The 22,137-nt window shown below is 42.9% G+C and carries 17 protein-coding genes; 13 read left to right on the top strand and 4 right to left on the bottom strand.

Annotation, left to right across the window (positions count from 1 at the left end; translation table 11 throughout):
• The first annotated feature begins 381 nt into the window (after positions 1-381).
• Positions 382-1,656, top strand: coding sequence for an ATP-binding protein (locus tag FFM57_RS08455; protein WP_137600082.1), 1,275 nt, complete (start codon positions 382-384; stop codon positions 1,654-1,656).
• Positions 1,657-1,840: 184 nt separating this feature from the next.
• Here the strand turns inward: FFM57_RS08455 and FFM57_RS08460 are convergent, their stop codons facing one another.
• Positions 1,841-2,431, bottom strand: a complete 591-nt coding sequence (locus FFM57_RS08460) for a hypothetical protein (RefSeq protein ID WP_137600083.1) — start codon at positions 2,429-2,431, stop codon at positions 1,841-1,843.
• A gap of 551 nt (positions 2,432-2,982) precedes the next feature.
• On the opposite strand from FFM57_RS08460, the gene glmU reads away from it, so the two are divergent.
• The 3 genes from glmU (at position 2,983) to FFM57_RS08475 (ending at position 7,530) form a co-directional block, all read left to right on the top strand.
• Positions 2,983-4,356: a bifunctional UDP-N-acetylglucosamine diphosphorylase/glucosamine-1-phosphate N-acetyltransferase GlmU gene (gene glmU / locus FFM57_RS08465; protein WP_137600084.1), complete on the top strand. Its 1,374-nt coding sequence runs from the start codon at positions 2,983-2,985 to the stop codon at positions 4,354-4,356.
• An 80-nt stretch (positions 4,357-4,436) separates the two neighbouring features.
• A complete protein-coding gene (locus FFM57_RS08470; RefSeq protein WP_137600085.1) occupies positions 4,437-5,411 on the top strand; it encodes a ribose-phosphate diphosphokinase in 975 nt (324 codons plus the stop codon).
• Positions 5,412-6,105: 694 nt separating this feature from the next.
• Complete coding sequence (locus FFM57_RS08475) at positions 6,106-7,530, top strand: NAD-dependent succinate-semialdehyde dehydrogenase (RefSeq protein WP_137600086.1); 1,425 nt, start codon at positions 6,106-6,108, stop codon at positions 7,528-7,530.
• A gap of 63 nt (positions 7,531-7,593) precedes the next feature.
• Here the strand turns inward: FFM57_RS08475 and FFM57_RS08480 are convergent, their stop codons facing one another.
• The 3 genes from FFM57_RS08480 to mscL form a co-directional block, all read right to left on the bottom strand.
• On the bottom strand, positions 7,594-8,040 hold the full coding sequence (locus tag FFM57_RS08480; RefSeq protein WP_137600087.1) for a GNAT family N-acetyltransferase: 447 nt from the start codon (positions 8,038-8,040) through the stop codon (positions 7,594-7,596).
• Positions 8,041-8,304: 264 nt separating this feature from the next.
• Complete coding sequence (locus FFM57_RS08485) at positions 8,305-8,823, bottom strand: GNAT family N-acetyltransferase (RefSeq protein ID WP_137600088.1); 519 nt, start codon at positions 8,821-8,823, stop codon at positions 8,305-8,307.
• A 177-nt stretch (positions 8,824-9,000) separates the two neighbouring features.
• Positions 9,001-9,456, bottom strand: a complete 456-nt coding sequence (gene mscL / locus FFM57_RS08490) for a large conductance mechanosensitive channel protein MscL (RefSeq protein ID WP_137600089.1) — start codon at positions 9,454-9,456, stop codon at positions 9,001-9,003.
• A 300-nt stretch (positions 9,457-9,756) separates the two neighbouring features.
• On the opposite strand from mscL, the gene yfmF reads away from it, so the two are divergent.
• The 9 genes from yfmF to FFM57_RS08535 all read left to right on the top strand — a co-directional run bounded on the left by yfmF (position 9,757) and on the right by FFM57_RS08535 (position 22,021).
• Complete coding sequence (gene yfmF / locus FFM57_RS08495) at positions 9,757-11,025, top strand: EF-P 5-aminopentanol modification-associated protein YfmF (protein ID WP_137600090.1); 1,269 nt, start codon at positions 9,757-9,759, stop codon at positions 11,023-11,025.
• The gene (yfmH, locus tag FFM57_RS08500) at positions 11,015-12,319 is read left to right on the top strand and encodes an EF-P 5-aminopentanol modification-associated protein YfmH (protein ID WP_137600091.1); all 1,305 of its coding nucleotides are present in this window, start codon (positions 11,015-11,017) and stop codon (positions 12,317-12,319) included. The genes yfmF and yfmH overlap by 11 nt, the downstream gene beginning before the upstream one ends.
• 10 nt (positions 12,320-12,329) lie before the next feature.
• Positions 12,330-13,055 (top strand): elongation factor P 5-aminopentanone reductase, encoded by a 726-nt coding sequence (gene ymfI / locus FFM57_RS08505; RefSeq protein ID WP_137600092.1) that lies wholly within the window; start codon positions 12,330-12,332, stop codon positions 13,053-13,055.
• Between the two features lie 18 nt (positions 13,056-13,073).
• Positions 13,074-13,991 carry a helix-turn-helix domain-containing protein gene (locus tag FFM57_RS08510; RefSeq protein WP_170999946.1) on the top strand — a complete coding sequence of 306 codons (918 nt, stop codon included), beginning with the start codon at positions 13,074-13,076 and terminating at the stop codon, positions 13,989-13,991.
• A 134-nt stretch (positions 13,992-14,125) separates the two neighbouring features.
• The gene (pgsA, locus tag FFM57_RS08515; RefSeq protein ID WP_137600094.1) at positions 14,126-14,707 is read left to right on the top strand and encodes a CDP-diacylglycerol--glycerol-3-phosphate 3-phosphatidyltransferase; all 582 of its coding nucleotides are present in this window, start codon (positions 14,126-14,128) and stop codon (positions 14,705-14,707) included.
• Between the two features lie 81 nt (positions 14,708-14,788).
• On the top strand, positions 14,789-16,024 hold the full coding sequence (locus FFM57_RS08520; protein WP_137600095.1) for a competence/damage-inducible protein A: 1,236 nt from the start codon (positions 14,789-14,791) through the stop codon (positions 16,022-16,024).
• 207 nt (positions 16,025-16,231) lie between these two features.
• A complete protein-coding gene (recA, locus tag FFM57_RS08525; protein WP_137600096.1) occupies positions 16,232-17,278 on the top strand; it encodes a recombinase RecA in 1,047 nt (348 codons plus the stop codon).
• A gap of 198 nt (positions 17,279-17,476) precedes the next feature.
• Entirely contained in the window at positions 17,477-20,761 is a 3,285-nt protein-coding gene (locus FFM57_RS08530) for a right-handed parallel beta-helix repeat-containing protein (protein ID WP_137600097.1), read from the top strand.
• Between the two features lie 138 nt (positions 20,762-20,899).
• Positions 20,900-22,021, top strand: a complete 1,122-nt coding sequence (locus FFM57_RS08535; protein ID WP_137600098.1) for a transglutaminase domain-containing protein — start codon at positions 20,900-20,902, stop codon at positions 22,019-22,021.
• The last annotated feature ends 116 nt before the right edge of the window (positions 22,022-22,137 follow it).

Raw genomic sequence — 22,137 nt, forward strand, 5'->3', positions numbered from 1 at the left:
TGTCTTTCTTAAGTATTTTAAGAATAACAGGAGGTTAACTATTAGAGAATATACTGGGGTACTTCCCGCTTACTTTTAAGCAATTAAAAACTCCCAGCGAAGCGTGTCAGCTTCGTTGGGAGTTTTGCTTTTTAATACAATGAACGTGAAAAAGAATTTGTAGGATAATTTCTTAAAATAGAGGGATTGATTTTTATAAGTGAATGTCAAAGTAAGTTACCCGCGAAATTATTTATACAGGAACATTCTTGTGATTAATGCTTGCGAAATTGTAAAATAGATGCTAACATTTTTGTAAAATACATTAGCGCAAAAACGTAAATTATTATTGCACAAAATTGTAAAATAACAACGTGTAAAAACGTAAAGGTGAGAGGATATATGTATAATAACCGTATTATTGATAAGACATTGGGAACTTATTTAGAAGCACTTCCAGCCATCTTAATTGAAGGAGCTAAAGCGGTTGGTAAAACTGAAACCTGTTCTAAACTAGCAAAAACTATCTACAGTATGGACAACGAGGCTTCTCGCTTGCTTTTGAAGGGTGATCCAACAACTATTTTACGGGCAGAAAGACCTGTCTTAATTGATGAATGGCAGCTAGCTCCTGATTTATGGTCATTTGTTCGACATGAAGTTGATAACGGGCTACCAGAAGGGAGTATTTTATTTACTGGTAGCAGTATCAAGGTTAATAGTAGAATACATAGTGGTGCAGGTAGGATTATTCGGATGAAAATGCGACCATATTCTGTTGAAGAGCGGAAAATGTCCAATGAATATATTCGAGTTTCTGATTTTATTAAAAATCCAGATTTAGAAAATATATCTGGTAAGACTGATGTAACCATTACGCAATACATGGATGAAATTTTTCGTTCAGGTTTTCCTGGAATCCGTCAAAAAAATGAAGTAGCTCGTAATTTGCTTTTACGAGACTACATTACTAATATTATTGATCATGAGTTCAGTGAAAATGGCTTTGTAATAAAAAAGCCACAAAGTTTATTAGCATGGATGAAAGCTTACGCTGCATCTGTTGGAACAACTACCAGTTTTCAAACAATTATTAATACGGCTATGTCACAAAATACAGAAGCGCCTTCAAGACCAACTGCTAATAGCTATCGGGAAGCATTGGAAATTCTCTATATCATAGATGAAGTTGAACCATTTTTAGCAATTGGGAAACTATATCCTAATTTAGCTAAGAGTACTAAACATTTTATGCTTGACCCAGCGGTTGCTTTAAGTTTACTGGGTGTTAATCGTGAACAGCTGGAGACATATCAGGTTCCAAAACATATTGGAAAGTTTAACCAGACGTTTATTGGACAATTGATAGAATCTCTAGTCTATCAAAGCCTCGTTGTCTATGCTGATGCAAATGATGCGGAACTAAGCCACTTCAGAGATAGCCGAGGTACTAAAGAAATTGATTTTATTATTCAAAAGGGAAATACACTTTTAATTTTTGAAGTTAAAGCTAATCCGGATGCTAAAGATAAGTACGTAGAACATTTAAATTGGTTTGAAGAAACAGTAAAAGAAGAATTTAAGGTTGTAAAAATTCTGTTAAACACTGGGCCTTATGCATATACGCGTGACTCAGATCACGTTCATGTCATACCAATTGCAATGTTAGGCAGCTGATATTAATTTGTTAAAAGAAATATGTACATCCTTGATATTTAAAAGCTTTATTTCTTATGAGATTATCTGATCTTTTATTTGTGACTTTAACATTCTTTATGAGATTACTATCAAAATTTTAAGCAATTGAAAACTCCCAGCGAAGCGCGTCAGCTTCGTTGGGAGTTTTGCGTTTTCTTAAGAATTAACCGACTAATTTCACGTGATTCAAGGTGGCATTAGGGAGTACAGGTTCTTTTTCTGCGGCGAAAAGTTGTAATTCAGCGACTGTTCCGGCAAAGAGCATGGTCAGCTCCGGTAAGGCTAAAAAGTCGGCAGGGTGCATCAAGGCGCTATTTTTCGGTAAAGAGATGGCATGGCTTTGGGTGAGAATTTCACTGACGAATTGGGAACAAAAATAATGGCGTTGGCGTTTCACAGGGATGCGGAGCTGGCAAAAGAGTAGCCCCAATAAATTATAGCGATACTCGTCAGCTTGGGCGGCCATGGTGAAAATAGCAGCTTGCGCGTTGTAATAAACTTCGTCAGTCACTTCCAATTGATAGAGGGCACAGGACATCTGCGGCCGATTGTTGAGAAAGCCACCGTAAAGATTTTCGCGGGCAAAACCAGCCGGCAGCGGAAAGTCTGGTTGTTTACGGGCGAAGCTATACATGGTGGTGAGGCTAGGGTCAAAGGCGATGGCGATGTGGGTATAAGGCTCAGCCGTAGTGAAACGAATCGCCCGTGACGTGTAGGTATCAGAGCTACACAAAAATAAATAAAGTTGCTTCATAAAATTTCCTCATTATTCTAAAGGGTGCAAAGTGGGTGCTGCGGATTTGGTCGGGTGCCGACCATTTGCGAATGCGTTGGGGAGCTTTTCTCGTTGTCGAAGCTCTTCCTTATCGAGGCCATCAAGCTAAAGTTTGCGGTGATAAGCAGTAAGTCCTAAAAAATCTGAAAAACGATTTTCCAGTCCTTCCCGACTTATCACGCTAACTTTGAGCAAGCTTCCTGACCTCTTCCTATTGTCGAGCTTCACCAACTAGAAGATTCGGTAATAAGTCATAAGTCCCTAAAAATTTGGGAAACAATTTTTTGTGCCTTCTGCCTTATTACGCATCTTCTGAGCGAGTTGTCGAAGCTCTTCCTTGTCGAGGCCATCAAGCTAAAGTTTGCGGTGATAAGCAGTAAGTCCTAAAAAATCTGAAAAACGATTTTCCAGTCCTTCCCGACTTATCACGCTAACTTTGAGCAAGCTTCCTGACCTCTTCTATTGAAATCCCCACCATTGTAGGCTAAACTTAACATGAAGTTTTAACGGACCTTTAAGGGGGAGAATTTGTGGATCGTTTTGTCATCGTATTAGCAGCCGGGCAAGGTACTCGGATGAAATCGAAGTTATACAAAGTATTACATCGTGTGTGCGGAAAAGCAATGGTAAATCACGTTGTTAGTCAAGCGGAAAAGTTGCAACCGGAAAAAATCATCACCATCGTAGGCTTTGGCGCCGATGCCGTCAAAGAGGAACTAGGCTTAAAGACGGAATATGTTTTGCAGGAGCAACAATTAGGTACTGGTCATGCTGTTTTACAAACAGAAAAATTATTAGCGGGTAAAAAAGGCACCACCGTCGTTTTAAGTGGGGATGCTCCGTTATTAACCAGCGCGACTTTGGAAGCGTTATTCGCTGACCATCAAGAAAATCATCGTTCTGCTACTATTTTAACAGCTACAGCACCGAATCCATCGGGCTATGGTCGGATTATTCGTGATGAATTGGGAAATGTTTTAAAAATTGTGGAGCAAAAAGATGCTACTGCTGAAGAAGCTGCCGTTACCGAAATTAATACGGGAACATATTGCTTTGACAATGAGTGGTTGTTTAAAGCTTTAAGCGAGGTTAGAACCGACAACGCACAAGGGGAATATTATTTAACGGATGTCGTGGAAATTTTACAAGCGCAAGGAGAAATTGTCGGTGCTTACAAAATGAGCAACTTTGACGAATCCATGGGGGTCAACGATCGGGTAGCGTTAGCGGCCGCCACGAAAGTGATGCAACGTCGGATTAATGAAGAACATATGCGTAACGGCGTGACTTTTTATGATCCAGAACGGACTTATGTTGAGGCTGATGTTAAAATCGGTGCAGATACCGTGATTGAAGGAGGCGTTAGCTTACGAGGGACAACGACGATTGGCGCAGATTGTGTCATTACCGCGGGCTCTGATTTGCGGGATGCCATCATTGACGACCAAGTTATCGTGAAATCTTCTAACATTGAAGAGAGTCACGTTTTAGCGGGTAGTGATATTGGGCCTTACGCTCACTTGCGTCCGGCTTCAACGGTAGGACCTAACGTGCACATTGGTAACTTTGTGGAAGTGAAGAAAGCAACGATTCATCAAGGAACGAAAGTCGGGCACTTAACGTATGTCGGCGATGCCACCTTAGGAGAAAATATTAATGTCGGTTGTGGTACGGTCTTTGTGAATTACGACGGAAAAAATAAACACCACACCAACGTGGGGGACAATGTCTTTATCGGTTGCAACGCCAATTTAGTGGCGCCTTTAGAGATTGCGAAAAATTCTTTCATTGCCGCTGGTTCCACCATTACCAACGATGTGCCAGAGGACGCTTTAGCGATTGCCCGGGCGCATCAAGAAAATAAATTAGCGTACGCTAAAAAGTTGCCGTATCACAAAGACTAATTTCTGAAAAGACCTTGATTTATTGCAAAAAACCAACTAAGATGCTTATTGAGAAGAAAACAAAATCAATGGAGGTTCCCATGGCAAAACATTATTTTGACCCAAGATTGAAGATTTTTGCGTTAAACTCGAATCGTCCTTTAGCTGAAAAAATCGCCAAAGCAGTCGGTGTCGAGTTAGGTCGTTGTTCCGTAAAACAATTTAGTGATGGTGAAATTCAAATTAATATTGAAGAAAGTATTCGTGGTGCCCACGTCTACATCATTCAATCCACTTCTAGTCCAGTGAACGACAATTTAATGGAACTTTTGATTATGATTGACGCTTTGAAACGGGCCAGTGCTAAAACGATTAACGTAGTTTTACCTTATTATGGCTATGCGCGTCAAGACCGGAAAGCGCGGGCACGGGAACCAATTACCGCTAAACTTGTGGCCAATATGATTGAAACAGCTGGCGCTAACCGCGTGTTAACGTTAGACTTGCACGCAGCACAAATTCAAGGTTTCTTTGACATTCCAGTGGATCACTTAATGGGCGCACCATTAATCGCCGATTACTTTATTAATCATGATTTAGTTGGGGATGACGTGGTTGTCGTTTCACCAGACCATGGGGGCGTAACGCGGGCGCGGAAATTAGCTGAATTCTTGAAATCACCCATTGCCATTATTGACAAACGGCGGCCACGGGCGAACGTTGCTGAGGTCATGAACATCATTGGGAACGTCAAAGGGAAAAAATGTATCTTAATCGACGACATGATTGATACCGCCGGGACGATTACTTTAGCAGCCAACGCCTTGAAAGAAGCCGGTGCCACTGAAGTATACGCTTCATGTACCCACCCAGTATTATCAGGTCCAGCGATGGAACGGATTCAAGACTCGGCCATTATTAAATTAGTGGTGACGGATTCTATTTTATTAAGTCCAGAACGTTTGATTGATAAAATTGATCAAATTAGTGTGGGGAGCTTGATTGGTGATGCCATCAAACGGATCCATGAAAATAAACCAGTTAGTCCATTGTTTGAAACCAAACACAGTAATTAAAGATAAATAAAAGCGACGCCGCAGCTCACGCTGTGGCGTTATTTTTTTAACAATTAAGGGATGATAACTTTTTGAAGAGGTACAAGGGCTGTTTGGACAGTGTTTGTGCCTCTTTTCATTTTAAGATAATTGCTTTTGTCAAAGTTAATCCGCCTAAAAATTATTTTAATAGGGTGCATTTCAGAATCTTTTGCGTATCTTCTTTGTAAGAGGACAAAATGATGTCCTTGCTATCATTCAGGTGTAGCTCGCATGGACTTTGGTCACCTCCGAAGCAACAATCAACGAATTCTAGAAAAGTTGGTGCTGAAGGAGGCGTATGCCAATGACAAAATCGCCGGGAAGCGGGAAAGGTTCTAAAAATGCTGGAAAGCATTTGGCACATTTTAATCATCATTAAGTTGATGATTGAAATCGCCCACGAACTAAAAAAAGACCCTAAAGAGTAACCTTTAGGGTCGCCAACTGGCCATTGCCATGTAGATATTGGAAGAGGTATATCCCGTACCTTTTCCCTACACCTGAATTATAGCAAGGGTAATCTTGAAAAGCAAGAGGCTGCAACAAGGGAGATTTTTCAGGCTTTTTCCTTTTCTTATAGACGCTGAAAGGGCTTTACTTTACACAAATAGGGGAAGTGCTACAATTAAAAGGTAGGACTGACGTATGTATTTCAATGAAGGAGGCTTTTTTTGTGGCATATCAAACGATTAATCCGTATACCAATGAAGTAGTAAAAACGTATCCTAATGCGACTGACCAAGAGTTGGAGCAAGCCTTAACGACTGGGCACGCCTTGTATCAAGACTTTAAAAAACAAGCAATTCGTGAGCGGGGCGAAATTTTACACGCCGTCGCTAAAAACATCCGCTCCCACGCTGATGAACTTGCCCGTGCTTGTACCATTGACATGGGGAAACTGTTAACAGAAGCGCAAGGGGAAGTGGAGCTTTGCGCCATGATTGCCGATTATTTTGCAGACCACGGGGCAGAAATGTTGGCGCCAGTGCCTCTAGAAACCATTGCCACTGGAACCGCGGAAGTGCATCACCACGCATTAGGTGTGTTGATGATGGTGGAGCCGTGGAACTTTCCTTATTATCAAATCATGCGGGTCTTTGCACCGAACTTTATAGTGGGGAATCCCATGATTTTAAAACACGCTTCCAATACGCCAACTTCCGCGCAAATGATGGCGGACGTGATTGAAGAAGCGGGCGCACCGCATGGGTCTTTAATCAATCTGTTCTTGTCTTACGACCAAGTGGAAAAAGCTATTGCCGACCCGCGGGTGCAGGGTGTCGCGTTAACTGGTTCAGAACGAGGCGGCTCATCTGTAGCGCAAGCAGCCGGCAAACATTTGAAGAAAAGCACGATGGAATTAGGCGGGATGGATCCATTTCTCGTGTTGGCTGACGCTAATATGGAAGATGTGGCTGATATTGCTTGGCGTGTGCGTCTTTACAACACCGGTCAAGTTTGTACCTCGTCGAAGCGTTTTATCGTGATGGATTCGGTCTATGACACTTTTGTAGAAAAATTAGTGGCGGCCTTCAGTAAAGTCAAACCAGGCGACCCCTTAGATCCGCAAACGACTTTAGCTCCCATGAACAGTAAGAGCGCTAAAGAAAAATTGCAAGCACAAGTAGATGAAGCCATTGCCCACGGTGCCAAAGTTGTTTACGGCAATGAAGCCATTGACTTACCAGGTCAATTTTTCATGCCGACGATTTTGACGGAAATCACCAAAGATAATCCCGCCTACTCGACGGAGTTCTTCGGACCTGTCGCCCACATTTATAAAGTTCACAGCGAAGCAGAAGCCATCGCCTTGGCTAACGACTGCATGTACGGCTTAGGCGGTTCGGTTTTCTGTGGCGATCCTGACCACGGTGTGGAAGTAGCCGCCCAAATTGAAACGGGTATGGTTTTTGTCAATAACTTTATGGTCTCCTTACCAGAATTGCCTTTTGGTGGCGTGAAAAATTCCGGCTACGGTCGGGAAATGAGCAAGTTAGGGCAAATGGCTTTTGTCAACGAACAGCTAATTGTTAAAGCCGACAAACCGAACTTGGCTAATCCCGCTGGGGGCTTAGTAGCGTTACAAAAAATCGACTAAGAAGAAAAGAAAGTCCCACTAACGTCTAGATGTTAACGGGACTTTTTGTCATATTACAGGCTATTAAAGCTGGTAAGTCATAATAATTTCATGGTCTTCAGGGTGCGCACCTGCTTCTTGAAAACCAAAACTAGTGAGGAGGTGTTTCATAGCGTTGTTCCCTATAACATAATCGGCAATAACTTTATCGAAATGTGTTTGTTTTTTCGCTTCGGCAATAATTGCTGCTAGTGCTTGGCGACCGTAACCTTGAGCTTGATAAATATCACCAATCATTAGCCGCCAGATGAGTAAAGTTTTTTCTTTTAAATCTGTCTCCAGCAAAATAAAACCCACTACTTTTCCTTGGCTAGTGAGGGCGTATGGGAAAACATCCCCTTCATTGCGATATAGCCAACACTGGGCGAGAGATTTGACGTTGCTACTGACAAATGATTCTTGCTCTGGTAAAAGTTTTAAGTTAAGTACGTCAGTAAAATTTTCTTCAGTAATCGCAGTTAATTGCATCATGAGGACTCCTTTATCCGTATTGTAGCACTTTAAAATCCGCGTGGAAAAGTCAGCAAAAGTTTTTAGGAAAAATACTTTTGGCGTAAACTTAATAAACTCCTTAAAGATAAGTCACATTTTCTTCAAATTTCCTGGGTATAGTATAAGCATACCAACAAAACCTAACCTTTTTTCATTTTTACTCCTCCAAAGTAAAAATAAACTCCACAAAGCCCACCTTGCTCCCAACAAGGTGGGCTTTTCCTTTTATCACAGAAAAAATTTTTATGGCAGTAAAAGTTGGTAAGCATTGCGTTCAGGGACGGGCTCGTCAAGGTAAACGATGCCACGGAAAAGAAAACCGTTGCCGGTAATGACGTGTTGCATGATTTTATTTTCTGCGTGGGTGTCGATTCTCAGGTCGCGATAGCCTTTAGCATAAGCTTCGGAAACGAGATTGCTAATGAAAAATTTACTCAAACGTTGGCCACGGATTTTTGCAGAGACAGCAAAACGATGAATCATCATGTAGTCGGCCGCACCTTGCCAACCGTCACCGTCAATCGGTAAATAAAAAGGATCCGGTCCAGCCAGCAAACTAGCGTTACCAACGACTTGCCCATCCATCACAAGGACGCGATTAGTCCCAGCGGCGAGATCTTTTTCAATGGCGGCTTGGTCGGGATAACTCCCTTGCCATTGGTTGATATTTTGTTCTTTTAAAAATTGCCGAGCATCGGCGAGAATTTGCATAATAGCTGGAATGTCTGTTGATTGTCCAGCGCGGGTATAAATTGCAGTCATCTATCTGTTTTCCTCCTAAAAAGTTCTGACTGCATTATGGCGTTTTTTAGGGGGAAAAGCAAGGGGGGAATTGCTGAGGTGCAGCGCGTACTTGAAGCACGTCACAGAGCCTTCAGCCTAACAAAAAAGTGCCGACCAAAAATTGGGCGGCACCGTACACAGTAGCGGTAGTAAAATTTATTTTTCTAAGGTGCTTTTTTCAGGCGCTTGTTCTTTTTGTTGAGCTAACAACAAGTCGCGGATTTCTTTTAAGTATTCTTCGCTGGCAGAAAGGGCGGCCGCTTCTTCTTCGGCTTCTTCAGCTTCGGCTTTTTTGCCTAAAGAGCGCATTTTATTAATGCCTTTAACAATCATAAAGAGGACAAATGCCGTCACAATAAAAGCAATAATAGCAGAAACTAAATCATCGAAGTTCAAGACGAGATCGGTGTTGCCTAATTTGACTTGCATACCGGAAAATTTGCCATCTTTAGAAGCGCCGGGAATGAGGGAAATCACAAAACCAACAATGGGGGTAATCAGCCCAGCGACAACGCTATTAACCACTGCCGTAAACGCAGCCCCAATAACAATCCCGACAGACATATCCACGACGCTGCCCCGCATGATAAACTCTTTAAATTCTTTAACCATGAAAATCCTCCTTTAATTACTCTTCATTAGCTTCAGTATAAGGATTTTTTCAACCTTTGACAAAGAATAAGAAAAGGAGCGGGCTAAAAAGTTATTGGCATCTTACAAAATGTGGCGAAAAATTTGGATGAAGCAAGAAAATTTTTTAAAGGGCGAAAAAAGTTTAGTTGGTGGTCTCAGAACAATTGTAAAAACTGGCGTTCTTGATTATGATTAAGAGACCAGCACGAGGAAAAAGAAGAGGAGGACGCCGCTGGCTGAAAGACTTACGAAAAGCAGACAATAGCGGCTAATATTTTTATGAAAACTTTGGTTCCAGGCGTTTTTCTACACGTGATTCCCAGTACAAAATATAAAACGATTCGCCTCAACATTCGTTTCACGGCACCTTTAGCCGTGGCCACGATTGCCCCCCGCACGTTGTTATCTTCCGTGTTAGAGACGAGTTCGGCTAAATATCCAACACAAACGGCGATTGCCAACGTTTTAGACGAATTGTATGGCGCGAGCTTTGGCATGAGTGTCGCCAAACAGGGGCAACGGCATTTTTTCACCGTCACTTTAAACGTGGTGAATGATAAATTCTTAGAGGAAAAAGGAATCTTACAAGAAGCGGTGGACTTTTTGCGGGAAGTGTTATTTGCGCCTTTACTAGAAGGAGACGGCTTCCAGCAAGAAACTTTCCACAAAGAACAAGAAAATTTGATGCGTTACATTGAGGGTATCTATGAAGACAAGCAAAGTTACAGCAGCTTAAAACTGCAAGAGGTGTACTTTAATGATCCAGCGCAAAAAATTCCTAGCTTTGGCACGCAGGACATGATTAAAGCCTTGACGCCCACCAGTCTTTATACTTACTACCAAGAAATGTTAGCGCAAGACCAAGTGGATATCTCCTTAGTTGGGGATGTCAGTGAGAAAGAGGCTAGCGCGTTGTTTCAAGATTTTCCCTTTACCCCACGAAAAGTGGCGGCGCCAGAAGCTGAAGTTTTTTACCACCAAGCTTTGTCGAATGTGGTGAAAGAAGAACAGGAGCAACAGCCCGTGTTGCAATCTAAATTAAATTTAGCCTACCAAGTGCCGGAAACTTTTTTAGATGCTAAATATTTTGCCAGTATTGTCTTTAACGGCTTATTCGGGGGCTTCCCCCACTCCAAACTTTTTATGAACGTCCGGGAAAAGGAAAGCTTGGCGTACTATGCTTCCTCTAGTGTCGACAGTTATCGCCGCTACTTGACGGTGCAAACGGGGATTGACGGCAAGAATCGCAATCACGTTTTGCATTTGATTGAAGAGCAACTGCGGGCTTTACAACGAGGCGAATTCACGGACTTAGAGTTCCAACAAACCAAAGCGAATCTGAAAAATCAATTTTTAATGCAACAAGATAGTCCCCAACGCCAACTAGAATTAGACTTCCAACAACGGAGCATTTTAGGCCGCACGATGAGGGTTACAGAATGGTTACAACTTTTGGCTGACGTTACGCCACAGGACGTGGTGGATTACGCTAAAGCGTGCCAATTACAAAGTATTTACTTTTTGGAGGGAAGCGCCCATGAAGATTGATTACCCACAACTTAATGAAACCGTCTATGGAGAGACGTTACCTAATGGCTTAAAAGTCGTCTTGGTGCCTCGCGCCGGTTTTCAAAAGACGTACGGACTATTTACCACTAATTACGGTTCCATCGATGAAGAATTTATTCCTTTAGGCGCCACCGAACCGGTGAAAGTGCCCGAAGGAATCGCTCATTTTTTAGAGCACAAACTTTTTGAAAAAGAAGACGGCGATGTCTTCCAAAAATTTTCGCAACTGGGGGCGTCGGCGAACGCCTTTACTAGTTTCACCAAGACGAGTTATTTGTTTTCAGCCACGGAAAAGGTTTACGAAAACTTGCAAATTTTACTGGATTTTGTGCAGGAACCTTATTTTACGGCGGAATCCGTCAATAAAGAAAAAGGGATTATTGCTCAAGAAATTCAAATGTACCAAGACGAACCCAATTGGCGCTTGTTTTTTGGTTTGATTCAAAACCTTTATCCGAAACATCCGCTCCACATTGATATTGCCGGCACGGTAGCCAGCATTCAAGAAATTACGGCAGAAGATTTGTATTTGTGTTACCGTACGTTTTATCATCCTAGCAATATGACCTTATTGGTGGTGGGGAATTTTGCCCCGCAAGAAATGTTGGACTTTATTTACGCCAATCAAGATGCGAAAGACTTTCCACCAGCTGAACCTTTAATGCGCTTTTTCCCAGCGGAAACGGCCGCAGATATCGTACCGGAACAAACCCTTTACATGGACATCGTGACGCCAAAAGGAGCGGTGGGCTACCGCGGCTTCACGCCCATTCCTGAAGATGGGCTAGCGCAAATGAAGTTAAAAGCTACCGGCAATTTGTTATTTGAATTGTTACTAGGGGAAAGCTCTGAAAATTATTTGCGCCTCTATAACGCCGGTCTAGCCGATGACAGCTTTGGCTATGAATTCAACGTAGAACGGGGTTTTTACTTCGCTGATTTTTCCAGTGATAGTCCCGCACCACAAGAATTAGTGGCAGCCTTAACCGAAATTTTAGATGGGGGAGCGACGTCACCAGAATTAACGGCCGAACGACTGCGTTTGGCGAAAAAACAAACCCTAGGGAAATATTTACAGTCCTTAAACTCGTTGGAATATATCGCCAATCAATTTTTCCAAAGTAGTGGCACCCAGGGCAATCTTTACCAAATTCCCGAAGTGCTGGCTAGCGTCACGTTAGAGGACATCAAAAAATTTGCGGCGGACTTTTTGCAAAAAGAACACCGGGCAATTTGTTACATGTACCCATTAGCCCAAGCGGCCCAAAACTAGGAGGCCCACCATGAAACGAAACGCATTAATTATGGGGGCTTCGGGGGACATTGGCAGTGCGTGTGCCTACGAGTTAGCGGCGGCTGGTTTTTCTTTGTACCTGCATTATTTTAAGAATCAGGAAAGAATTAGCCAACTGCAGCGTGATTTGACGGAAAGGTATCCTAATCAGGATTTTTTTATGGTATCTTTAGATATGAAAAATCTTGACGCCGTGCCCCAGTTTTGTCAGCAGTTATTTGCCCTAGACACCATCGTCTTTGCGCAAGGGGGCAGTTGGTACGGCTTAGTTTCCCAAATGCCGCAAGCTTCCATGGCAGAGTTGTGGCAAGTTCACTTGGAAACACCAGTTTTACTTTTACAACACTTAGAAAAAAAATTAGCGCAAGCTTCTTTAGGGCGGGTGATTTTTATCGGTTCATTGTACGGCGAAGTGGGGAGCGGCTTAGAAGCATATTATGCAGCAGTGAAAAGCGCACAGGTGGGCTTTGTCAAAAGCTACGCCCAAGAAGTCGCCACCTTAGGCATTACGGCAAACGTCGTGGCACCAGGTGCGGTACAAACCCATTTATTAAATCAATTTTCCAGTGAAGAACTGGGAGCATTGCAAAAAGAGCTACCGTTATTACGTTTAGCGCGTCCTGAAGAAATTGCTTATTTTGTCGGCGTTTGTGCCGCTGAAAAAGCCAGTTATCTCACCGGCAGCGTCTTAAACGTCAACGGCGGTTGGCATTAAAATAGGAGGAGGATGGACGTGGCACCCATTGGCAAAATTTTACGACAAGCCCGCATCAAAAAAGGGTATTCCCTAGAAGAATTACAACAGATTACTAAAATCCAACAGCGCTACTTAGAAAGTTTAGAAGACGATGACTTTTCAGCACTCCCGGGTACTTTTTACGTGCGGAGTTTTATTGAACAATACGCGACAGCGGTGGATGTCGATTCAGATCCCTTGTTGCGGGCCTTTAACGGGGAAGATATCGATTTAGAAAAAGCGACGGCCGTAAAAAAAGCACCGGCCACCGTGGGGGAAGTTTCCCGCAAAGATATCCGCACCACCCAACCACGCCCCAAACGGACGGGGGTTATTCCAGCTATTATTCTCGGTCTTTTAGCTGTAGCGATTATTGCTGCAGTCACCGTGATCACCATTCAAGACCGCAAAGAAAATCCCATTATTCAACGACCTGATTCAGTAATTTTAAATTCATCCACTGACAGCACCACAGCCGAGCCGACTGCCGCAACGACGGTGAGTTCTACCGTAGAAAGTACGGTGGCCAGCACCACTGAAAGTACCCAAGAAGTTCTGCAACCTGAATTTGTTTTAGATTCAGAAGACAGCAGTCGCATTAACATGACCTTGAAAAATGTCACAAATCCCGTGACGTTAGAATTTACTGGTTCAGGGACCACGGCGGACCAACGTTGTTGGGTGGGGGTCACTAGCGATAGTGGTGCCAGCTATCTTTTCCAACAAACTTTAAACCCGCAAGACACCGGGGCTGTGACTTTGCCTAACGATTTGACGGAAGTCAGCGTCGTCTTAGGCGCCGCTACGTACGCCACCATCAAAGTCAACGGCCAAGACTTACCTTTCAATCAGTCTAACTTGCCTGCCGGTAAACGCATTGTCCATTTGACCATGCAATATCAAGCGGCGGAATAATAAACAGCGCGAGAACCTCTTGTTAATTTGGACAAGAGGTTTTTTACGCACGTATTCCAGTAAATCACAGGATTGCTTCTCGACAGAAACCAACTTGTTGGGTAGAATGTAGAAAAAGGGAGCGATGGAAAAAAATGAATTTACCTAACAAATTAACGGTCATTCGCATTATTATGATTCCTGTTTTTATTATCTTAGCAGTAGTGCCACTTGCTTGGGGCAGCCTTCACGTGGGGACAACGGAGCTGCCTGTCGCCCAACTGGTGGCGACAATTATTTTTGCCTTAGCGGCGATTACGGATTGGCTTGATGGCAAAATTGCCCGGGCAAACAATTTAGTCACCAACTTCGGGAAGTTTGCCGATCCTTTGGCGGATAAAATGCTCGTCATGACGGCCTTCATTATTTTAGTAGGGATGGACAAAGTACCTAGCTGGGTAGCGGCGATTATTATTTGTCGTGAGTTGGCGGTCACCGGTTTGCGTTTACTGTTGGTGGAAGAAAGCGGCGAAGTACTAGCGGCGGCTTGGCCAGGTAAAATTAAAACCGCAACGCAAATGTTTGCCATTATCTTCTTATTGTTAAACAACATTCCTTTTGCAAGCATCAATTTTCCTTTAGACCAAATTTTGTTGTATGCTTGCCTTGTCTTTACGATTTACTCTGGCGTGGATTACTTCGCCAAAAACAAACAAATTTTTCACGGTTCCATGTAATAGCACTATTTTAAAAAAAGTCGGGGAACTTTACGAAGATCCTCGACTTTTATGCGTATCTTAGAGAAAGAGGGACAAAGAATGGATGCAGAAATTATCGCGGTAGGCACAGAGCTTTTAATGGGGCAAGTGGTGAATACCAACGCGACGTTTTTAAGCCAAGAATTAAACGCGTTAGGCTTTAACGTGTATTATCATTCGGTAGTCGGGGACAATCCGCAACGCTTAACGGATGTCTTGAACTTGGCGGTGAAACGGAGTCGGCTGATTGTGTTAACGGGGGGCTTGGGACCTACTGAAGACGATCTCACTAAACAAACGGTGGCGGAATTTTTAGCGCTACCTTTAGTCGAAAATGCGGAAGGTTTAGCTAAAATCACGCGTTACTTTGAACGCAGTCAGCGGAAAATGACGCCCAATAATCGCTTGCAAGCCTTAACGATTCAAGGGGGACACGTCTTGCAAAATCCCACTGGCTTAGCGGTAGGGACTTTGATTACCCAAGGCGATACTAGTTACTTGTTATTGCCAGGACCACCTAGTGAGCTTACCGGCATGTTCAGCCAAGTTGCCCGCCCTTTATTGCGCCAACTTTTACCTCAAAGTCAACAGCTCTACTCAGAAGTCTTGCGCTTTTATGGCATCGGCGAATCACAATTAGTCACGGAATTGGCCGACTTGATTCATGAACAAACGAATCCTACCGTTGCGCCTTACGCGAAGCTCCATGAAGTGACCTTGCGGATTACTGGTCAAAGCACCGCCGAAAAAAGCGGGGCAGCATTAGTGGCAGCTACTCGTAAAGAAATCTTGGCTCGCGTCGGGGAATTTTATTACGGCAGTGGGGACGAACGCACGTTAGCGGCAACCGTAGTGGCAAAGTTAAAAGAAAAAGGAAAATCCATTACGGCAGCAGAAAGTTTAACAGCTGGTCTTTTCCAAAGTACTTTAGGGGACGTCAGTGGCGTTTCAGAAGTTTTCCCCGGCGGTTTTGTGACGTACTCACCCCAAGTGAAAACTGCGTTAGGTGTGCCAGAAGCTACCATCGCTCAACATGGTGTCGTCAGTAAAGAAGTGGCTTGTGCCATGGCAGAAGCTGCCCGTGAAAAACTAGCGACAGATCTCGCCGTGAGTTTCACGGGGGTGGCTGGACCTAATGAGTTGGAAGGCCACAGTGCCGGTACTACTTGGATTGCCCTAGCACAAAAAGGTCAGCCGACGCAAGCGTATTTGTATCATTTTAATCGCGACCGTTCCTATATTCGGGAACACGCCGTCATGCAAGGACTCTGGTTAGTTTGGCAAAGCTTAAAATAAAAAGGGAATGTTTGTTCGCATTTTTGCTTGCTTTTTAACAAAAGTTTCAGTAGAATAAACTTACAGATTTCCTGAGTATCAAAGAAGAATTATCGCAAAGCACGGTAACCTGTAATGCCGTGAAGTGTATTGTTGTTTAGCTCGGCTCCATAAAATAATTTATCAGTAAAGAAGAAGCGAGCTATTCTCAAAAGAGGAGGAATTATTTTGGCAGATGATCGTCAAGCAGCCTTAGAACAAGCCTTAAAGAAAATTGAAAAGAGCTTTGGTAAAGGCTCTATTATGAAATTAGGTGAAAAAGCCGATACAAAAATCTCTACTGTACCTAGTGGCTCGTTAGCCCTAGACGTAGCTTTAGGTGTCGGTGGTTATCCCCGTGGCCGGATTGTGGAAATTTACGGACCAGAAAGTTCTGGTAAGACCACCGTTTCTTTACACGCCATTGCGGAAGTACAAAAGCAAGGCGGCACTGCAGCTTTTATTGATGCCGAACACGCTTTAGATCCCACTTATGCGAAAGCCTTAGGAGTTGATATTGATGAATTGCTCCTTTCCCAACCAGATACCGGTGAACAGGCTTTAGAAATTGCCGACGCTTTAGTTTCTTCCGGCGCTGTGGATATTGTGGTGGTGGACTCGGTGGCCGCTTTAGTGCCTCGTGCTGAAATCGAAGGAGAAATGGGTCAAAGTCACGTTGGCTTGCAAGCCCGTTTAATGAGCCAAGCTTTACGGAAACTTTCCGGTTCCATTAATAAAACCAAAACGATCGCCATTTTCATTAACCAAATCCGTGAAAAAGTCGGGGTGATGTTTGGGAATCCCGAAACCACTCCTGGTGGGCGCGCTTTGAAATTCTATGCGACGATTCGTTTAGAAGTACGCCGGGCTGAACAATTGAAGCAAGGAACCGACGTCGTAGGGAACCACACTAAAATTAAAGTCGTGAAAAATAAAGTGGCTCCACCGTTTAAAGTTGCCGAAGTAGACATTATGTACGGTGAAGGTATTTCTCGGGAAGGCGAATTGCTAGACATGGCGGTGGAAAAAGATATCGTAGATAAATCTGGTGCCTGGTACGCTTATAAAGGCGAACGTATCGGTCAAGGCCGTGAGAACGTCAAGAAATATATGCAAGAACATCCCGAGATGATCGATGAGTTAAACGGTTTAGTCCGTAGCGCTTACGGCATCGGTGGCGCTGCGGCAGCTAGCGAACCCACCGGCCAAGAAGAACTTCCTTTAGAAGACGAATAGCGAGCAGCAAATTAAATTTTAGACAATAGCCCTTGGCGGCTGTTGTCTTTTTTTGTTATAAAAATTTAAAAGTTATATAAAAATAGTTATATTAGAAAACGAAACTTATTTTATAATGTATATTGACACTAAAAAGAAAACTTGTCATGATAGTATTTGAAAACGTTAACATTAAACAATTTTAAGGAGGAAGACATTTTGGAAAAACGTTTAGCAAAAAAATTTGCGGCATTATTTCTTACCAGTGTTATTCTATCTCAACCGATTACCGTGTTAGCTGAAACGGGAGCTAATCTCTTACCAGCAGGGGAGCCTGAGGTCAATACAGAAATGACCACTACTTCTTCAATTGAAGAGGCGACTACCGAAAGTAGCGCTACTGCTTCTTCAACAGTAGAAAGCACACCAACGGAAGACACAACAGATATTGACCTTGCTGACGAAGTGATTCCCGAGGTACAAGCACCAACAGAAGTAGGAACACCGCAAGAAACAGAAATTCCAGCAGATGAAAACATCGCTGAAGAAGTAGAATGGAACTACCTAGCCTTTGGTGAAAGTGCCTCAGCCAGTAAAAATCGTTATACGGTAAACCCTGATAATTCGGTAACGATTGTCAGTGAAGGTGGCGGTGGCAAACTGTTAACTAATGGAGCTGACGGTTTGGGCTTTTATTACACGCCAATTAGTAAAGACGATAACTTTACTTTAAAAGCAAAAGTTACAGTGGATACGTGGACTTATTCTAATGCCCAAGAAGGGTTCTTAGTTATGGCGCGGGATGCAGTGCCGGAAACAGCTTCTACTGCGGCCCATTTTTCTAATTCCTTTGCTTTTATGGGGGGTCGCTATGAATACACGTGGGATTCGGCTAATGAACAAATCTCAGCTAATGGAGACACAAAATATACCATGCGCTTAGGCGTGGGCGCACGCTATATCGCAGATGTGCCTGATGCAGGGACGCATACCACCAATGTAGTAACCGTTCCTTTAGAACGAGCAGCTGTTGGTCAAGCAGCGGGCACTTACAATATTATGAATAAAGCAACGAACTTGCCTAATGCTTCGGTTACCAACTTAGATGATCAAATGTTGACCACTTTTGATGTAACGTTGAAAAAAACCAATTCTGGTTTTGAAATTTTGTACACGGATCCTAACACCGGTACCTCTTATCAAGAAACGTATTGGGATTGGGAAAACTTATTTCAAATTGATGGCGATAATGTTTACGTGGGCTTTGCCGCTGCCCGAAATATGACAATTACCGTAAGCGATATTGAATTAAGTACGATTGATCCAGCTGATGACGAGCCAGCTCGTGAGCGGCCAAAAGAAGTCGTAGAGTTAACGACTAATCTAAGTGCACCAACAACTAGTGGTACCGCTGATTATCAAGCACGATTTAATGCTAATGCTGACGGTACATTAGAAGTGCGCGATGCTGAAACAAATGAAATTTTAGTAGCTGATTTGCCAGTAACAGCTAGTGAAAGTACATTATTTGATTTAGCATTGACGGAAGGAACCAATCGTTTTGCGGCTACTTTTACGCCGGATGAAAATTACTTCCCAGGTGAACTGCAAATTATGGATAGTTATGAGCCAGTAGCATTAACACCGTGGAGTGTTGATTATCGGGCAGCCTACTACGACACACTTTACGTTACTCCTTATGGTTCTACGACGGGGACAGGTTCGATTGAAGCACCTTTAGATATTTATACAGCAGTAAGCTATGCCAAACCGGGTACGACAATTGTCTTACAAGGAGGCACGTATCATTTAACGAAAGGCATTACTATCGGTCGCAACATCAATGGGACGAAAGAAGAACCGATTACTTTCCGGGCCGAAAGCGTGGATGATCGTCCAGTCTTAGATTTTGGCGATGAATCTGCTGGTTTATTACATTGGGGGAGTAACTGGCACTTCTACGGTTTTGACGTGACGAACACGATGGATAAACAAAAAGGGTTTACTATCTCTGGTCATGATAATATTATCGAAAATATACATGCTTACAACAACGGAGACACGGGAATTCAGATTTCTGGAGTAGCTAGCGAAGGGAAAGCCGAATGGCCAAGAAACAACTTAGTTAAAAATAGTACGTCCTATAACAACTTCGATGCTGGCTTTGAAGATGCAGATGGCTTTGCTGCGAAATTAACAGTCGGTGAAGGAAATGTCTTTGATGGTTGTATTTCCTATCACAACGCCGATGATGGTTGGGATTTATTTGCCCGGACGCCGGAAGGTGAAATTGGCGTAGTCACAATTAAAAATTCCGTGGCCTACGAAAATGGTTTTATTCCTGGTGATGAACGGACAGGTAATGGTAATGGTTTTAAAATGGGCGGCTCTTCTATCGCAGGTGCTCACGTTTTAATCAATAGCTTAGCTTTTGAAAACTTAGCCAAAGGAATTGATTCTAACTCCGGTCCAGACATTAATGTCCGCAGTAGCACTTCCATCAATAACCAAAGCTATAATGTTGCCCTATACACAACTAATCCACAAGATACTAACTTTACTGCTGAAGGAGTTCTTTCCTTCCGTACAGATTACTTGAGTATGCAAGAACAATTGCGACCAGACGGAGCACAAGGAACGGATAGCTCACAAATCTGGAATGCCACAAACTTCTATTGGGATGTAGCTAATCAACAATCCTTAAATAATGAAGGCGCCGCTATTGATGACGCGGTCTACGAGTCAACAGATACGAAGAATGTTAACATTACACGTTATGACAACGGTTCAATTAACGTGAACGGTTTGATGCAACCAATGGCAACAACCGTTGCAGCAGATGACGTTCAAATTGGTGCAGTATTTACTGAAGACACAACGCCTGGTTCTGAACTACCAGAAGTTGAGTTAATCTCTGAAGCGAATACTACAGCACCAACTAATGAAACCAATCCGATTGTTATCCTTGAAGCAGATGGCAACACAACGGATCCTGAAGCGAATTTATTTGCTGGTGTGAACTTTACCATTGGTGTGCATGACTTCTTACCAAATGCTGGCGAGCCCGTGGAAGGTGATGCTTACTTTGTGCCAGTAAGCTACCGTTTATTAGCTGCAGAAGGTGAATTTGCTGGCACTGAAGTAGCACGAGCTAACCTCTTTACTGCTGAATTAGTAGCGCCTGCTGCCGGAACTTACAATCTTGAAGTGACTTATGATATGAGTATCTTAATTGATGGAGAATACGTGAATGTCGATCAAACTGTAACGCAAACACGTTCACTGACTATCCTGGCCTTAGCAACAGAAGAAGAGGATGAAACGACGGACAGCTCCACGACGGAATCTTCGCAAAAACCGGCTGATAATCAAGATAAGGACAAAGATGATTTGCCACAAACCAGTGATCACTTGAATCTATCAGCTGTTCTTGGTGGTTTAATCGCTTTGATGACAGCTCTTGGCCTAGCTTTAGTAAAATTAAAGAAGAAAAAAGTTAACTAAGAAAATAAATGACTGCGCTGCCTATTAACAGGTGGCGCAGTTTTTATGTTTTTGAGCGTTACTGTATTGGTGCCTTTTAGCGGGAAAATTGAGGGGAATCCCGAGGCATTATATAATGAAAAGAAAGGGGGTTAGGAGATGAGGAGCAAAACTGGAAAACTTGCTATTTTATTTTTACTTTTAATGAGTGGTGGTTTAGCCGCATGTCAGGCCAAGGAAAAACAACCAGCATCATCAACGGAACTTAGTGTTAGTACGACGCAAACGACGGCTAATTGGCACGAGGAACCTACTGAGACATCCACTAGCAAAGAGAAACGTTTGAAAATTAAAAAGCAGGACATTACGCTGGTGAATTGGACAATGCGGCACGATGTCTTGCAGTATAACTACAAACAGACGACGACGGAAGCTGAGCTCCAACTTTATCAGCAGTTGATGGCTGACATTTTAGCACAAAAAGCAAGCATTGCTTTAAGCAACAGTCATGATACGAATTTAAAGTTGGTGGGACTGGCGCAACAAAATCCTTTATACTTTTTGATTGCTGATTTTCAATTGGCGGAGAACAATAGCAAGATTATTTTCACGTATCGTTACGACCAAGAAGAGCAAGCGCGAATTATGACTGAAATCGAAGCGGAATTCAATACTATTTTTAATGAAGTGCTGCGTGGGGACTATAATGATTTGGAAAAAGTTTTAGCGCTGTACCAATATTTTGCCAAACGAATACAGTATGACTATGCCTGGTACGAAGCATATAGCCAGCTGAGTGCTGAAGAAAAGTTGCAGCTGATTTTGAATAAAGAAGACCACGGGATTAATATGTACCAAGCTTTAAGCAGCAATCAAGGCGTTTGTCACAGCTATGCGTATCTAATGCAGTATGCTTTACACCAGTTAGAAATTGAAAATGTGGTGGTGGAAGCTGAAGAAGTGGAGGGTACGGACGGTCATGCTTGGAATCAAATCAAGTTGGGAGAAAATTTTTATCACTTTGATTTAACGTGGGACAGTGAGCGTACGACGACGCAGCAGCTAGGCAGTAGTTTACAATACTTTGGCATGACAGATGATGAGCGGCAACAAGAGCGGCAATTTACCAGTCCTATTGTGGAAGAAGCGATCACGTGTAATGCTGAGACTTTTCAAGCGTTTCGTAGTGCAGAAGACTTTGTGCTACTAGGGAATCATCGGGTGAAATTGCAATTGCAAGATGGCCGCAATGTAGTGTACGACACGAATAGTTTATACTAATTACAGAAAAGTAACGTGAACTATTTTATTTTTTAAATTTTACGAAAAGCGCTTGCATTTTCATGAGAAAAACATCACAATAGATATAGAAAGAGCTTACATTTGATGTGAGTGTG

Origin of the sequence: Enterococcus nangangensis, from assembly GCF_005405245.1 — a bacterium.
Taxonomy (GTDB): domain Bacteria; phylum Bacillota; class Bacilli; order Lactobacillales; family Enterococcaceae; genus Enterococcus_J; species Enterococcus_J nangangensis.